The sequence below is a fragment of the Janthinobacterium sp. SUN176 genome, from assembly GCF_030587335.1.
Lineage (GTDB): Bacteria > Pseudomonadota > Gammaproteobacteria > Burkholderiales > Burkholderiaceae_D > Janthinobacterium > Janthinobacterium kumbetense.
The window spans coordinates 534,026-549,348 of the sequence record NZ_JAPWIA010000001.1; the positions used below are offsets into that span (position 1 = coordinate 534,026).

The 15,323-nt window shown below is 65.0% G+C and carries 10 protein-coding genes and 1 tRNA gene; 7 read left to right on the forward strand and 4 right to left on the reverse strand.

Features of this window, described 5'->3' with window-relative positions:
- Positions 1-14: 14 nt before the first annotated feature.
- The 6 genes from O3299_RS02520 (at position 15) to O3299_RS02545 (ending at position 8,003) form a co-directional block, all read left to right on the forward strand.
- Positions 15-107 (forward strand) — tRNA-Ser (locus O3299_RS02520).
- A gap of 341 nt (positions 108-448) precedes the next feature.
- The gene (locus tag O3299_RS02525) at positions 449-2,494 is read left to right on the forward strand and encodes a multicopper oxidase family protein (RefSeq protein WP_305061418.1); all 2,046 of its coding nucleotides are present in this window, start codon (positions 449-451) and stop codon (positions 2,492-2,494) included.
- A 67-nt stretch (positions 2,495-2,561) separates the two neighbouring features.
- Positions 2,562-4,265, forward strand: coding sequence for a tyrosinase family protein (locus O3299_RS02530; RefSeq protein ID WP_305061419.1), 1,704 nt, complete (start codon positions 2,562-2,564; stop codon positions 4,263-4,265).
- Positions 4,262-4,621, forward strand: coding sequence for a hypothetical protein (locus tag O3299_RS02535; protein ID WP_289906656.1), 360 nt, complete (start codon positions 4,262-4,264; stop codon positions 4,619-4,621). Before O3299_RS02530 ends, O3299_RS02535 begins: the two co-directional genes overlap by 4 nt.
- A gap of 47 nt (positions 4,622-4,668) precedes the next feature.
- Positions 4,669-6,855: a LodA/GoxA family CTQ-dependent oxidase gene (locus tag O3299_RS02540; RefSeq protein ID WP_305061420.1), complete on the forward strand. Its 2,187-nt coding sequence runs from the start codon at positions 4,669-4,671 to the stop codon at positions 6,853-6,855.
- The gene (locus O3299_RS02545) at positions 6,855-8,003 is read left to right on the forward strand and encodes an FAD-dependent oxidoreductase (RefSeq protein ID WP_305061421.1); all 1,149 of its coding nucleotides are present in this window, start codon (positions 6,855-6,857) and stop codon (positions 8,001-8,003) included. Before O3299_RS02540 ends, O3299_RS02545 begins: the two co-directional genes overlap by 1 nt.
- Here the strand turns inward: O3299_RS02545 and O3299_RS02550 are convergent.
- The 4 genes from O3299_RS02550 to tssK are packed head-to-tail and all read right to left on the reverse strand — an operon-like array spanning position 8,000 to position 14,456.
- A complete protein-coding gene (locus O3299_RS02550) occupies positions 8,000-8,455 on the reverse strand; it encodes a hypothetical protein (protein WP_099664668.1) in 456 nt (151 codons plus the stop codon). The two genes, O3299_RS02545 and O3299_RS02550, sit on opposite strands and share 4 nt — an antisense overlap.
- Before the next feature lie 41 nt (positions 8,456-8,496).
- A complete protein-coding gene (tssI, locus tag O3299_RS02555) occupies positions 8,497-12,318 on the reverse strand; it encodes a type VI secretion system Vgr family protein (RefSeq protein ID WP_305061422.1) in 3,822 nt (1,273 codons plus the stop codon).
- Entirely contained in the window at positions 12,318-13,100 is a 783-nt protein-coding gene (icmH, locus tag O3299_RS02560) for a type IVB secretion system protein IcmH/DotU (RefSeq protein ID WP_099664666.1), read from the reverse strand. Before icmH ends, tssI begins: the two co-directional genes overlap by 1 nt.
- Positions 13,101-13,109: 9 nt before the next feature.
- On the reverse strand, positions 13,110-14,456 hold the full coding sequence (tssK, locus tag O3299_RS02565) for a type VI secretion system baseplate subunit TssK (protein WP_099664665.1): 1,347 nt from the start codon (positions 14,454-14,456) through the stop codon (positions 13,110-13,112).
- A gap of 289 nt (positions 14,457-14,745) precedes the next feature.
- Here tssK and O3299_RS02570 point away from each other — a divergent pair, with 289 nt between their 5' ends.
- Entirely contained in the window at positions 14,746-15,318 is a 573-nt protein-coding gene (locus tag O3299_RS02570; RefSeq protein ID WP_251351918.1) for a hypothetical protein, read from the forward strand.
- Positions 15,319-15,323: the final 5 nt, after the last annotated feature.

Below are 15,323 nucleotides of genomic sequence, written 5' to 3' on the forward strand. Positions count from 1 at the left end.
TGAGTAATCAGCTAGGAGACGTGGCCGAGTGGCCGAAGGCACATCCCTGCTAAGGATGCATACGGCTTATACCTGTATCGTGGGTTCGAATCCCACCGTCTCCGCCAGAATCAAATAAAAAAGCCTCCCCTGCGGGAGGCTTTTTTATTTGTCTGGACGGAACTGTGGGATTCGGAGAGGGCGGGGCCGTGCCGGCCCAGCCCTCTCCGAATGGCCCAACCACCGCGCTCCGCGCGGGCCGTTGGCCGCGCAGCGGCCAACGCCGTCCCCCCCATCTCAGGCTCCAGCAGCCAGCTCGCCCGTCGGCCCCAGTTACCTCAGCAATAAATACAACAAGTGACTTAGTGTGAGTATTGACTCTTTGTCATTATGGATAATGGCAATGTTATTAATAAAAATACGCATGCCCCGCCATGCTTCCATTGTCCAGTCCAATCGAGGAGTTGTCATGTCCCACCGCCTTCCCCGCAGGTATGTGTCGCTGTGCCTGGCCGCCATGCCGTTCGCTTGCAGTGCCGCCTTCGCCGCGGAAAGCACGGTCAATCTGAATGTCGACCTGAACCTGCAGTCCGTGCCCAAACTCGAGCTGCGCCTGCTGCAGGAGCCGCCGAAGCTGAAGGCGCGCGCCAGGCCCGCCACGCGCGCGGCGAGCAAGCGCGACGAGTACGAGAAAGCGTACGACCTGTACATCCGCTATGCCAACGGCAGCATCTATAACCCGACCACGGCCAAGCATGACAAGGTGCGCCTGCGCTCCTACCAGCAGACGGACGGCCTGGCGCTCGATGGACGCGACGAGAATGCGGCCACCTTCATGGCGCCCACCGTGGTGATGGCGCCGGGGCAAACCGTGCGCTTCAAGCTGCATAACCAGTTGCCGGCGCTGCCGGACGAGCAGTGCGCGACGAGCGATATCAATGCAGCGCGTCCCATTGGCTGCTTCAACGATACCAATCTGCACTCGCATGGTCTGTGGGTCTCGCCCTCGGGCAATAGCGACAACGTGTTGATATCGATCAAGCCTGGCGTGGATTTCGAGTACGAATACAATATTCCCATCGACCATCCGGCCGGCACGTTCTGGTATCACCCGCACCAGCATGGCGCGACGGCGATGCAGGTCGCCAGCGGCATGGCCGGCGCGCTGGTGGTCGAAGGCGACCGTTATCCGAGCGCCACGGCGAATGGCGACCTCGATGTGATACTGAAGCCATTCCAGCCCGACGACGGCAGCGGCAGCGCCGGCGAGGTGATGCTGCTGCAGCAAATTCCCTATGACTGCCCCAGCAACAGCCTGACGCCGACGACGCCGTGCGCCACGGACGGGGTAGGCGTGCTGGAGGATTTCGGTCAGGTCAACGATCCGAATGCCTGGCTGAAGTCGGGCCGCTATACCTCCGTCAACGGCAAGGTGCAGCCGGTGCTGAAGATGAAGACGCAGCGCCTGTACCGCTGGCGCATGATCGACACGGGTTTCCAGGCAACCGTGGTGCTGCGCATCCGCCGCGCGAACGATCCGCAAAAGCTGTTCAAGGCGCTCAGCGTGGCCAACCAGGACAAGGACGTGATGGAGCTATGCGATGGCGAGGACGTCACGCAGTTCGAGGTGGCCAGCGACGGCTTGACGCACGACAGGATCATCCCCAAGACCTTGAACTACCTGCAGCCGGGCTACCGCAGCGATATCCTGTTCTCGCTGCCGAAAGCCGGCGCCTATTGCGTATATGCGGAAACCAACGTCAACAACATGACGACGATGCATGACGTCAACAACACGCGCCTGATCGGCGTGATCGCCGCCAAGACCAACACCAAGGCATCCGCACGCGTCAGGTCGGGCGAGTCGCCGCGCGATTTCCTGCTGGCCGAGTTGCGCAATGCCGTCCAGAGCCTGCCCGGCGCCCAGTTGCCCGATAGCGTCAAGAGCACGATCCTTGGCGACCTGGAGAATGGTCTCAAGCTCGGCAAGTTCGTCCCGCATGCGGGCTTCAGCGCGGCGGCAAAGGACGCGATGCGCGGCAAGAAGAAGGAGTATGTGACCTTCAATATCGCCAAGTTGGGCGGCAAGGCCCGCTTCATGGTGGAAGGCAAGCCGGAAGACTCGCCGATACCCGAGCTGAAGTATGTCTATGACCCGCACCGCGTCGACCACACGCTGGTGCTGGGCACCGAGCAGATCTGGGAGCTCGCTTCGAAGAATGGCAGCCACCCCTTCCATATCCACGTCAACCCCTTCCAGATCATCGGCATTAGCCGCACCGACGGCGGCGCGGTCGATGCGCAATACAAGGACCTGATCGGCACGTGGAAAGACACCTTGCTGGTGATCGAAAAGCACAAGATCGAGATCGCCACGCGTTACCAGCGCTACATCGGCGAATACGTGCTGCATTGCCACATCCTCGAACATGAAGACCAGGGCATGATGCAAAACGTCAAGGTGGTACTGCCGGATGGCAAGGGCGGCGGCGACGCGGGCGGACACGGACACTGACCGTTCCTGGCGGCAGCGCGTCCGGCGCGCTTCCGCCTTTCCCAACCTGTCTTTGGAGCAACTGCCCATGTTACGCATGAAAACTTCCATCCTTCCCCTCCTGGCCGGCTTGCTGTGCGCGGGTGTCTGCACCGCGGTACAGGCGCAGGTTACCGTATCGTGTCGCCCGGAATTGCAGGCCCAGGCGGAGCCGGGCGGCGCGCGCGTCGTGCGCTACCGCAAGAATATCGATGAACTGACCCCGGCCGAGCTTGACGCCTTCAAGCATGCGGTGAGCGAGATGAAACGCAAGAGCCAGGAAAACGTGTATGACCGGCGCGGCTTCCTGTGGCAAGCCTGGGTGCATAACTGCACCTCCGTCGACGTCTTCAATGACCGCCAGGCGGCCTTGCCCGGCGACAGGCTGAAGCAGTTGCTGGGCGATCCGACGCGCAACAGCTGCGACATTGCTTATTTCATCGACAAGGTGGCGACCGAGGACAATGCCCACGAGGAATTCCCGGGCGAGTGCGAGCACCAGAAGAACACCTTTTTGCAATGGCACCGGGCGCAGCTGTACTTTTACGAGCAAGCCCTGCAGGCGGCCGACCCGAACGGCGAACGGGGCCCCAGCACGCGCAACGTCGCGCTGCCGTACTGGAACTTCACCCGCAAGCCTTCCGGCGTGCGCTATCCGAAAGCCTTCGAGGATGTCGATTCGCCGCTGTACGATGCCACGCGCAAGAGGGAGGGGCTCGACAGCTCGCTGGCCACGGCTTCCCCCAACTTGCTGGCCTACCAGATCTACTACATGGATTGGGCCGATTTTGGCGGCGACGAATACGGCAGCCTGGGCGGCGGCAACCTGGAGACGAAGATCCACAATCACATGCACGCCACCTACATGGGCGGCAATATGGGCGACAACGTCACGGCCGGCCTCGATCCGCTGTTCTATGCCTTCCATAACTTCCTCGACTACAGTTTCGAGAAGTGGCTGGACGAGCATGGCGACGCCGGCATACGCGGCAGCGGGCGCACGGCGTTCATGCGCAGCGAACAGGACGCCAGCTTGCCACGGCCCGTCGGCTGGAGCGCCGGCAGCGGCGATGCCCAGCGCAGCGATTCGGGCGACTACACGGCCAACATGGGCCAGGCGGTGCTGTACTTCGACACCCTCCGGCAAGGCTATGGCTTCCAGCCGCGCTATGGCGGCGAGTTTGCCCGCAAGAAGGATATCCAGGCCTTGATCGACCGGCACCAGCAGGCGGGGTTTGTATTCGGCGACAACCAGAAAAGCCTGTTCGCCGCCCTGCTCAGCGACGATGCGGCCGATGGCGCGGTCGCCAGGCCCGACCTCACCGTGACCAGCGCCTACACGATCCCGGCGCGGCGGGTGGCCAGCGACAAGCGGGCGAACATGGTGCTGGACCGCGCGCATGCGGACGAGGACTATAGTTTTCAGGCCGATATCTACCTGTATCCCGCCAAGGTGACTGCGCGCATCGGCGACAAGGCGTTCCGCGACCGCTACCTGGTCACCAGCACCAGCCACTGGGCCCTGTCCGGCGCCCACCAGCATGATAAATATGTCATCGAAACGGATATCACCGGCATCGTCGACAGCCTGGTTCCCAAGAAGCGCAGGCAGGCCTGGCGCATCACGGCGGCCATCACCACGAATGACAAGGGCCGCGGCCTGATACGGCAAGGCGATTTTTCCACGCCCGTGATCCAGGTCGTCGACCGCCGCAAACCTGCCGAACCCAAGTATGAGGAGAGCAAGCCATGAGCGAACGGACCAGCTTCAAGCGCGATGTGCAGGGCCTGTTTTCCCGCTACGTGGCCGACATGAACAAGATCAAGCTGTCGAACCCCGAGTCGACGGGCGTGCAGCGGCTGTACCTGAATGACTATGCGAGCGTGAAGGCGTTTGCCTGGCAAATCCAGGTGGCCATCCACGGTTACGACTATGACAGCCGCAACGCAAAATGGCGGGTGGACGCCGGGCACCGCCTGCGCGCACCGGGAGGGCGGGAAGGCGAGTATGTCATGTCCGCGCCGCATCCGATGCCGCCCGACGGGCCGATGCCGCAGGAAGGCATCGATATCTTCGACCAGTGGGTCAGGGACGGCATGCAGCCGTGACTCTCAGGCCAACCGGCACAGACACCCTTGATGATCAGGAGTTCAGCATGGCATACACAGGTTTGAGAATTCACCCGGCCATCGGCATCGCCCGCGTCGGCAACAGCGAAGAATACTATCTGGGCCCGGAAAGCCTGGCCGGCATGCCGCTCGATGGCCAGGATGGCACGGGAGGCTTGCCGATCCGGCCCGGCACGGAAGACACGACCATCGCCAGCACCGAGTTGCGCGACGCCGGCGGAAAGCTCAAGCGGCAGGCGGCCCGCTTCCGGATTTACCAATATGCGTTCGACGCGGCGGACGGCGTGGAAAGCTACCCGCTGGGCCGGCGGGGCGGGGCGGCCGAAGTGGCCATCGGCAGCATGGTCGATGGCAAGATCGTCAAGGACATCGTCTGGACCGTGCACCTGGCCAACAAGAAAGCCAATAGCTGGGAGGGTGGGGACGGCGTGGCGCCGTTTGAAAACCAGCGCGCGCCAGCCCTGCGCAATCCGGCCTTCGGCACGCCAGGCTCGCCGCACTTCGGCACGCCGGCCGACCCGCTGCGCCTGAAGCTGCTGGTCATCGATCCCGGACCGCGCACCGTGCAGGCTTCGCGCCAGGGCGTGCAGCAGTTCGACACATCGACGCCGCCGTCGTGCGCGGATGCGGCCAGCGGCGCCGTGCGCAGCCTGCCCGACTATCCCGTGTCGTTCCCGCGCGGCGGGCAGCCTGGCGCGCCGGCGCAGGGCCCTGGCGCTATCATCGCCTCGCTGGGCGCCATCACGACGGAAAAGAATGGACGATTGCTGGTGCTGGGCGGCTATGGCAAGGCCTGCGGCTTCGACGCGCAAGGCAATTATTCGGCCGCCGCCGTCCTGCACGACAATGTCAACAACGACAACTGGTTCGATGACGTGGCCGATGGCCCCGTCACGGCCATGCTGCTCTTTGCCGACGGCACGGCGCGCAGCGTCGAGGGCAGTGCCTGGGTGATATCGAGCGACCCGTCGTACGCGCCGCAAACGGCGAACGTCGTATCGCTGTGGGACGACCTGTATTGCACCTGGCTGGAAAAGATGGCGCTGCGGCCCGCCGTCCATGCGGACGGCCGCTACCAGACTGGCTACCGGAGCAATTTCAGCACCGATGTCCAGCCCATCCTGCGCGCGGCGTCGCTGCAGCGCTGGACGACCAGCTTGCCGGCCAGGGCGATCAAGGAGCACGACTTGCTGGGCAAGATGAAGGCGGAAGGCCTGACCTACCCGATCATGAATTTCATCCGCCATCCCGACCAGACGGGCGCGCCGTCGCTGAAGCCGCAAATGCCGCTGTCGCTGGGCGATGCGGGCAGCAGCCTGCTGACCCTGACCCGGGCCCAGTATTTTTTCATGGACCAGTGGGCGCATGGCCATTATGTGGCCGACAGCGGCGATTTCCTGCTGGGCGCGGGCGAAGCGCTCGACCGTACGGTCCTGTTCAACTGCCTGGGAGGCCGCTATAGCCCCGGCATCGAGATGGGTTTTATCGTGCGCGACCCCGGCCTGTACCGGCAGGCGTGGCGGCGCCATGATGCCGGCGGCCCGTTCCGCCTCAATGCCCAGCATCTCGATTACGCGGCAGCCGTCAGGGACCAGCCGTTCCTCGGCGCCGGCTACATGCCGCTGCGCGGCGGCGAGCTGCAGCCCGGCGACGTGTCGAAGTTCATGGCCTTGCCGTGGCATACCGATTACAACTCGTGCGCCACGCATTTGCCCGATCCGAATCCCGGCGGCACGGTGCTGAATAACCAGCAGGCGATCGATGCGGCCACGGCGCTCAATGGCAATGGCTACAATACCTTGCTGTATTCCTCCTGGCCGGCGCAGCGGCCCGTGGCCGTGTACACGTATGACGACGTCGTCGCCAATGGCGGCGAATTGGCGACGCCGCGCTATTCCGTGCGCGGCAAGGGCACGCGGGCCGATGGGGTGCCGTCGACCACCCCGGAAAATGCGGAAATCGACCGGCCCGCCATGCATGTGGGCCGCTACCAGGACCGCGCGCAGTTCCTGCTGAACTGGCACCGCATCGGCGTGGTCGTGCAAAGCACGGCGATTGCGCGCAAGGCGGGCGAAAAGGCCATCTGCAAGGATTACTACCTGGAAGTCGAAAGCCTGTTCGACAGCGATGAAAGCAACCTGGTCGAGTATTGGCGCAACACGGCCATCGACAAGGTGTACCGGCCGAAGCCGCAGCCGAAACCGAAGCCCTGATGGCGGCCGCAGACAGTCCCGGTGCGGCAGGGCCATCGCGGCAGCGCTACCGGGTCGCCATCGTCGGCGGCGGCCCGGCGGGCTGCGCCTGCGCGCTGGCGCTGGCGCAGCATGGCGTGCACGACGTGCTCGTGATCGAGGCGGGCGACTACGCTCAATTTCGCATCGGCGAAAGCATTCCGCCCGAAGCCAACCGGCTATTCCACGCGCTGGGCATTGCGCAGGATTTTTTCGCCGAGGCGCATGCGCCTTGCCATGGCAGCTGTTCCTGGTGGGGCAGCGACAAGCGCGGCTACAACGACGCGCTGCTGCATCCGCTGGGCCACGGTTGGCATCTGGAGCGGTCCCGTTTCAATCGCTTCCTGGCGCAGCAGGCGCGCTTGCGCGGGGCGGAAGTGCTGCTGCGCGCCAGCCTGGTCGCGTCGGCCCCGGCGCAAGGCGGCGGCTTTGCCCTGGAATTGATGCTGGGTGATCCGGCGCACCTGCGACCGGCCAGCATCCATGCCGATGTGGTGGTCGACGCCAGCGGCACGCGCGCCGTCTTCGCGCGCCAGCGCGGCAGCCGCAAGGTCGAAACGCTGCCGCTGGTCTGCCTGGCCATGCGCTTCGCCGCGCCCGACGCCCCCCGTTCTGGCCTGACGCACCTGGAAGCGGTCGAACATGGCTGGTGGTATGGCGCCCATCTGCCCGACGCCACCTTGCTGCTGGCGTTCTACAGCGACGCGGCCACCGTCAAGGCGCGGCGCCTGCAGCATGCCGCGCACTGGCTGGAAGGGCTGGCGGCCGCGCCCAATACGGCTGCGCTGGCCCGCGGCGCCGTGCCGCTGGCAGGCGGCGTGCAGAGTTTTCCCGCGCCGTCCTACTGCCTCGAGCAACTGTATGGCGACGGCTGGCTGGCCATCGGCGACGCCGCCTCGGCCTACGATCCCGTCACCTCGCAAGGCATCGTCAAGGCGCTGGCCAACGGCATGGCGGCCGCTGGCGCCATCGCCGGCCATGCCACCCTGGACGCGGTGGCGCACACGGTGGCGCTGCGCCATGCGCAGTACCTGGCGCAGCGCCAGCAGTATTACGGCTGGGAGCAGCGCTGGCCCGCCGCGCCGTTCTGGCGCCAGCTGCATGCGGATGCGGGTGCTCTAGCGGATTAACGGCGCTGCGCTTCGCGTTCGAGCGTATCCCTGCCGATGATCTTCAGGCTGGCGCCGCCCTTGAACGGCAGCGCTTCCTCGCTGCCCGCCGTCTGGATGCCGGCCGAGACGCCGATTTCGGCCGTCACGTCGACGAATTCCGTACGGAACATGCGCAGCTCGGTGTGCTTGATGACGCTTTGCAGCGCAATCGACTGGCCCGGCGCGATGGGGGTGAAGGCGCGCTTGAGCGCGTGATTGGCCAGGCCCGTCTTCAATACCTGGCTTTGTTCGCTCGCGTTGTCGATCAGGCGCATATTGGGCCCCCGCGCTTGCATGTACTGGAGCGGATAGCCGACTTCCCCATTGCCGATATTCTTGATGACCACCTCGATGCGCATGTCGCTGCCCGTGAAAATGCAGGCTGGATTATCGATGCAGTGGGCGCTGATGGAGAGGATGTCGTTCGGCATGGCGTTTCCTGGGAGTTGTAGGGACACTGCGAGCAGTGCGATTAGGAGCCGTTCAGGATGATATCGCATTTGATCTGCCGTCCTATTTTCGTCCGTAGCAAGTCCTGCACTTCGATGGCGATCTGCCAGGCATGCCGGTCACGGATGACGATGGAGCCGGCCGAGTTCATGATGTTGGCAGCGGCCGGTTCCGGTTCCTCATCGTCCGAGAGCGAAGGCACGGGCGCATCCCAGCTGCCGTCCGGTTTCTTGTATTTGACGGTCTCGTCGTCTCCTTCCACATACGAGTATTCATCCGGCAGGCCATAGCAGTGACCGAATTCATGGGCGTGTGTCTGGCCATCGGTCGAGGCGGACACGTCGATGATGGTCCCCGTCACGCTTTCGCGGTCGTAGCGTTTGTGGATCTGCATGACGTAGTGCTCGTTGCTCTCCACATAAACGACGCGGTAGATGATGGGCAGGGTGCGCGTGCCGCATTCCGGATCGCTGATTTTCATCTGGAATTTATTGTTCCAGTGGCTTTCCAGCCCCGTGGTGGCGATGCCCTTGACGTACTTGATGACGGCGGCGCGCTGCTTGGCCCGCGTGGCGGCCTGCGGGGTGCCCTTCTCGCGGTCTTCCAGCGCCTGGTCGGCCGGCTCGAGCACCGTGATCACCTTGACGCGCAATTCGGCGATGATGCCGGTATTCGACTTGACGGGCACGTAGATCTTGTAGCGCACGGTGTCGAAATAGTTATGCGGCGCGCCAGTGGCGCCGAAGGTGTTGTTGTAGCGCGGCACGCTGGAGACGCTAATCTCCTTTTCATAGTCGGCGATCCAGCAGGCGGGGCGCTTGATCAGCACTTCCTTGCGCTGCTTGTTGTCGACGGGGCTGGTGCTGGACGTACCCGTTGCCTTGAATTTCGGTTCGGGGTTGGGCGGCGCCTTGGCCGTCGTGCCGGGAGCGGGCGCCTTGGCGCGCGTGTCCGAGCTGGGCGCAGGAGCCGGGTCTGGGCCGTTCTCCGTCTCGGGCAACTGGCCCGGCGACTTGAGCAGTTCGATCACCAGCGCCTCGACGGCGGCAGCGGCCACGATGTGGGTCAGGCCCCTGGCGTCCGTCATGCCCGTTTCGATGCTGCCGTCGGCGCGCTTGACGCGATACGGCTGGCGCGCCATCAGTTCGCCTGTGTCGCGGTCTTTCAGCACGAAGCCTTCGTCGAACAGTTTCAAGCGGCTGTCCGGCAACGGCGGCAGGCCGGCTGCGGCGCTGGCGCCGCCGTTGAAGAGATGCTGCCCGCCCTTGACCGTAAAATGGCCGGGGCAGCGGAAGGTGATGTCGCCGCCTTCGAGCGTGATCGAGGATTGTCCCGCCTGCAGGACGATTTTCTGGTTGGCCTTGATGTCGATGCTGTCGCTCACGGAGATCACCGTGACGGCTTGATCGGCGAGGATTTCCAGTTGGTCGGTATGCGCTTCGAGCGAGACGGGGCCGTTGCCAGCGACGGCCTTGATGCCGCCTTCCTGGCTGAACAGCGTGGCCGCGTTGGCCGCCACCGAGGCGACCGTCTGGCCGGCCGTCATGTGCAGGTCGGCCTGCGCCGTCCAGTGCAGCTGCTGGCCCGCGAACAGCACGGTCGACGCGGGCGTGGCCCAGTTGATGCTGCTGGGCGACTCCATCAGCACGAGCGGCTGGGCGTAGCGTTCCACGGGCTGCGCCGTATCGGGCGCGCGCGTGCCGCTGCCCGCCTTGCTGGCTTCCTGGCCGCCGACACTGGCCTGGTACTTGCCATCCTGCTGCGGGTCGATCTGCTTCGCCATGTCCAGCTGCGCCTGGTTCGCATCCTTGCTGACGAGGGCTTTTTGCTGGCTTGCCGACGTCGCCACCGCCTTGCTCAGTTCACAGGCGCCGCGCAGCAGGGCCAGCGCCTCCTTGGTGTCGAGCTGGCTCGACGCCACGCCGGCGCCCTGGCGCGCGCGCGCCGTGGTCGAGAGCAGCATGCCTTCGCCGGCGCGCAACATGGCCCAGGCATCGGTGCGCAACTCAAAGCCGCTGCCGCGGTAGCTGCCCCGTTGCGCCGAACTGGCGCCTTGCTGCACCAGGTAGCCCAGATTGAGCTCGGTGGCGGCGCTGCTCGACGCAAGCCGGGTGCGCAGCTGGCCCTGGGTATCGTCCAGCACCCACTGGTTGTAGCCGGCGCCATCGAAATTGTGGCTGTGCATGCCCGACAGGACGCCCGCGTGGTTGACGCCAGAATCCTCGCCGGCCGCATACGGCGGCGTGTCGCTGCCCGTGTAGAGCTGGGCGACGACCAGCGGGCGGTCCATGTCGCCTTCGATGAAGTCGACCAGCACTTCGGTGCCGAGGCGCGGCGTGAATTGCGAGCCCCAGTTCGGGCCGGCCAGCGCTTCGGCCACGCGCACCCAGGCGCCGGACGCCTCGTTGCCGGGCGCGTTGCCCTGCTGGTCGGTGTTGTGCGCCAGGCCGCCGGGATTGGCGGCGCTGCCGCGCTGCCAGGCAAACTGGATGCGCACCTGGTGGTCGCGGCCCGTGGTGGCCACGCTGTCGGCCAGGCCCACCACCAGCGCCGTCTGCGGACCCAGCGCCACGGCCGGCGCACGCGCGGCGGTGGCGCGCGGCACGATGGCCACGCTGGTGCGCACGCAGCCGAAGCGGTTGCGGTAGGTGCCCGGCTCGATCTGGCCGGCGATCCAGTCGGCCACGCCGCCCAGGCCGGCCGTCCTGGCCAGCCTCGACAGCATGTCGCCCAGGCTGGCGCCGGCCGGTCCCGTATTGTTGCGCGCCTGGTGCTCGGCCCACAGCACGGTGAAGGCGTTGGCGTCATCGGCATGCTGCTCGTGCTGCAGCAGGCGCATGGCGTGGCCGGCGGCCAGGCGGCGCACGGCGCCGGCGCCGTCGAACTGCTTGTTGTCCAGCTCCAGGGCTTGCAGCATGCGCTCGCTGTGCGGCCCGGCCGCCGCGCGGTCGGCGTGCAGGCGCTCGCCGGCACCGTCATACACGGCCAGCTGCGGCAATTGCCCGGCCTCCAGGCTGGAGACTTGCTCGGCGGCGGGCGCCGTCACCTGCGCCGGGTCCCAGCTGCTGATGCTGACGGCGTTCGATTGCACCTGGCGGCGCGCGCCGAAGCGGTCGATGGCGTCGTCCGTATCGGTAGCGCGCACGCCGTGAAAGCGCATGTCGGCGCCGCCCGGCGTCTGCGGCGCGGTGGCCTTGCTGTCGAAGATCACCAGTTTGTGCCTGGCCTGCGCCTGGCCATCGCCGCTGTCCTGCGCGCCGCCGGGCTGGTCGTGCTCGAAGCGCCAGCTCAGGCCTTCGGCAGCGAGCAGGCGCGCGAAGAAATCGAAGTCGCTTTCGCGGTACTGGGTGCAGATGGCGCGCGTGGCCAGCGCCTGGCTGACATCGAATGCGAAGCGCAGCTGCGGGTAGTCGGCCAGCAGCTCGGTGACGATGTCGCGCGCATTCTTGTCCTGGAAAATGTAACTGTCGCGACGCAGCTGCAGCAGGGCCAGGGCCGGTTCGAGGCGCAGCCGGTAGCGCGCCACGCCGCCGTCGGCGCCCAGCCAGGCGCAATCGGTGCAGATGCCGTGCCAGGCGCGCTGGCTGCCGTCGGGCTGCAGCAGGCACAGCGTCATTTCTTCGCCGATGAAGGAGGCCAGGTCCAGGCTGGCCGCGGTGCTCAGGGCGTCGACCTCGAAGCGGAACAGTTCATTGACGGCCTCGCGGCCTTCGAACTGTTCCGCCATCAGCGATTCCGGCTGCCCGGACTGCTGGGCCGTGGCCAGGCTGATGAGCCGTGCATGCTGGCTCAGGCCCGTGCCGAACTGGCCCGTTGCCGCGGGGGTTTGTTGTGCGTCGCCCATCACGGCAGGGTAATGCTCAGGTTAGCCACGCGCGGCGCCAGCTTGACGATGTCGTTGTAGGCATTGATCTGCGCTTGCGTCTGTTTGGCCAGCATGGTGCGCAGTCCCAGGTAGCCCAGTGCGCAGATCAGGGCGAACACCGAGCACAGTACCCATGGCGGCACGTTGTTGCGCAGTTTGTGGATGATCTGGTCGGGCCGCTCCGCATGCGGGGCGAAGCCGGTTTTCTTGCCCTTCATCTGGGCGATTTCGTCGCCCAGGCGCGCCGTCAGGTAATTGAGTTTTTCCGGGCCTTCGAGGATGTAGCGGCCCTGGAAACCCAGCAGCAGGCACATGTGGAAGACCTCGAGCGCCTGCAGGTGCGCGCTGCCGCGCGCGCGCAGCGCTTCGAGACGGATGAAGAAGTTTTCGCCGGCCAGCTGGTCGCCGAACAGCACCAGCTGCAACGGCCGCCGCGCCCATTCGTCGCGGATGCTGTAGGGCGAACGCAGGATGATTTCATCGACGGCCGCGCAGAACGCATATTTGGCGGCGTCGATGTCGTCCGCCGACGCGCCCTGTTTTTTCGCGCCGCGACTGAATTCATCGAGGAAGTGCGTCATCTTGCTGATGAAATCGGCATTGTCTTGCGGCCCGCTGCCGTTCTTCAGCATGAACAGGGCGTAAAAACCGTCGTACATCAAGTCCATCAATGTGTGTTCGGTGCCGGGACCGGCAGCCATGCTGGCGGCATAGGCGGCCTGGCTGCCGGACATCAGGGAAGGGGGGGCGCTGGAGTGCATCGTTGGACCTCAGGAAGTGACGGCGACAAGTTCGAGTTTCAGTTCACGCATGCCGGAAGGGACATACACCAGCAGCGACTGCGCCTGCAGCATGCGTTCGTACATCTGGCCCTTGGCCTCGATGGTGAAATAAAACATGTCGGGGCGCACCGGCACGGCGGCCGGCACCTGCGGCGCATGCTGCAGGCGCACCCCGGGCAGGGCGGACAGGACGAATTTTTCCACGTCGTCGGGCGCGCCCACCTTGAAGCGCAGCGGCACCACGTCGACCAGTTCCACGCCGGCCATGTCGGCGGACACGCCCAGGTAGAACGCCGTCTTGGCATCGATCTTTTCCGAGTCCAGCTTGCCGTGATGGTAGGACGGCTTGGTTTCCGTCAGCGCGATGGCGAAGTATTTCGACGAGATCACGGTGTCGAGCAATTCGCGGATCATGGCGTGCAGCTGGGCGAACGAGGGTCCGGGATCGGCATGCCGGTACGGCGGCAGGTCGGCCAGCGCATGGCTGCGTGAAAAGGTCATCAATCCGCCCGCCAGGGCCAGCAGCTGTTCGTACAGGCGCTCCGGATGCAGCGCCGGATGATGGAAGTAATGGCTGAGCGAGGCGTAGGCCGCGCTGGCCGTATGCAGCAGCCAGAACGAGGACATGTCGCCGGAGCGAAATTCGATCACGCTCTTGCTCGGCTCGCGGTGATGCCCATACAGCGCGTTGACCTTGGCTTGCAGCGCGTCGATCAGGCGGCGCAGCTGCAGGAACAGCAGGGGCGCGCTGCGGATGGACAGGCTGGGGGGCACGAAGGCCGGATCCTGCTCGAAGCCGCCCGTCGACAGGCGGCGCAGGCGCAGCAGGGGGAAGCTGACGTAGGAATCGCGCGGTTCGGCATCGGCGACGAGGCGCAGGGTTTTTTTCAGGTAGGTCAGTTCGGCCTGTGCGGCCTGGGTGTACAGGTCCGGCGTGCTGAGATTGGCCTGGGCGTAGCGCGCCGCGTTGTTGGGCTGGCCGCTGGCGGCGAAGTTGCCGCCGAATGGCTTGAAAGCCGGCAAGGCGGCGTGGAAGGTCACCGATTGCAGCGACGACGGCAAGTTGCCCAGGTCGAGCGCGTCGGGCAGGTCGTCGCTTCCGGCGGCATTGTAGATTTCGCCGTCCTGGAAGACCAGCGACAGTTCCAGCAGGCGCAAGCTGTTGTTCGCCAGCGCATCGCGGTCGATCTGCAACTGGTTCACGCCCCACGCATACGGGTGCAGCGCCTTGACGCTCTCGTGCAGGCGCTGTTCGTGGTACTGGTCTTGCTGCTGGAAATGCTGGGGCCGCAGGAACAGCCCTTCGCCCCATAACAATTTGTTTGCCATGCTCATGAATTGCCCTCTATGCCAGACACAGTGAGGCGCGCGGCAGCGACTGAAAATCATGCTTCGCATCGCGCAACTTGGTGCTTTTTTCGCAACTGCAAGAACCTTAACATTATCTTGAAGAATGGTGCGTACGGTACGTTTTTAGCGTAAGTAGTGTGAGTTTTCGCGTATTTTCTATCGAACGCAGTGAATTTTGAAATCATGCTACGCTCCGAAAAATAAATAATTAGCAACTATAAAAAGCAACTTTTCAATCGCCAAAACCGTCTTCTTTTTTGAAGGAAAGCTCAACATGACACGCCTGGTTTCGCTACGCACGCTTGCAGTTATCGCCTGTGCTTTTACCCTCAGCGCCTGCAGTACGGCGCCGGTGGCCAAGCCGCCGCCCGTCGTGGCGCCGACGCTGGAAGAGCTGATGGCCAAGGCCACGCAGGCGGTGGACACGGGCAACAAGGCGGCGGCGCTGGCGCTGTGGCAGGAGGCGGCCGCCGCGGCGCCCGCCGACAAGCAGCCCTGGGTGCGCATGGCGCAAAGCCGCTACGATGCGGGCCAGTATGGTGAAGCCATCCTCAATGCCCAGGAAGTGCTGGTGCGCGATCCTGCCGACAAGCTGGCCAACAGCGTGATCGCCATCAGCGGACTGCGCCTGTCGACGCGGGCGCTGGCCGACCTGAGCCGCCAGAACAACCTGTCCGGTCCGCTGCGCGCGGAATCGCAGGACCTGGCCAAGCTGCTGCGCGAGAGCCTGGGTGAAACCGTGCTGGTGCCGCCGCCGGACAAGCCGCCCGTGCGCGCGTCGCGCAAGCAGCCAAGCAAGCGCACTGCCGATGAGGGCAGCGCCAATCCATTCAATGCCCTGAAGTAGCCAGC

Excerpts from the sequence above, each read along its gene's own strand:
- O3299_RS02525 (WP_305061418.1), top strand. The coding sequence starts at position 449 with ATGTCCCACCGCCTTCCCCGCAGGTATGTGTCGCTGTGCCTGGCCGCC.
- O3299_RS02530 (WP_305061419.1), top strand. The coding sequence starts at position 2,562 with ATGTTACGCATGAAAACTTCCATCCTTCCCCTCCTGGCCGGCTTGCTG.
- O3299_RS02535 (WP_289906656.1), top strand. The coding sequence starts at position 4,262 with ATGAGCGAACGGACCAGCTTCAAGCGCGATGTGCAGGGCCTGTTTTCC.
- O3299_RS02540 (WP_305061420.1), top strand. The coding sequence starts at position 4,669 with ATGGCATACACAGGTTTGAGAATTCACCCGGCCATCGGCATCGCCCGC.
- O3299_RS02545 (WP_305061421.1), top strand. The coding sequence starts at position 6,855 with ATGGCGGCCGCAGACAGTCCCGGTGCGGCAGGGCCATCGCGGCAGCGC.
- O3299_RS02550 (WP_099664668.1), bottom strand. The coding sequence starts at position 8,455 with ATGCCGAACGACATCCTCTCCATCAGCGCCCACTGCATCGATAATCCA.
- tssI (WP_305061422.1), bottom strand. The coding sequence starts at position 12,318 with ATGGGCGACGCACAACAAACCCCCGCGGCAACGGGCCAGTTCGGCACG.
- icmH (WP_099664666.1), bottom strand. The coding sequence starts at position 13,100 with ATGCACTCCAGCGCCCCCCCTTCCCTGATGTCCGGCAGCCAGGCCGCC.
- tssK (WP_099664665.1), bottom strand. The coding sequence starts at position 14,456 with ATGAGCATGGCAAACAAATTGTTATGGGGCGAAGGGCTGTTCCTGCGG.
- O3299_RS02570 (WP_251351918.1), top strand. The coding sequence starts at position 14,746 with ATGACACGCCTGGTTTCGCTACGCACGCTTGCAGTTATCGCCTGTGCT.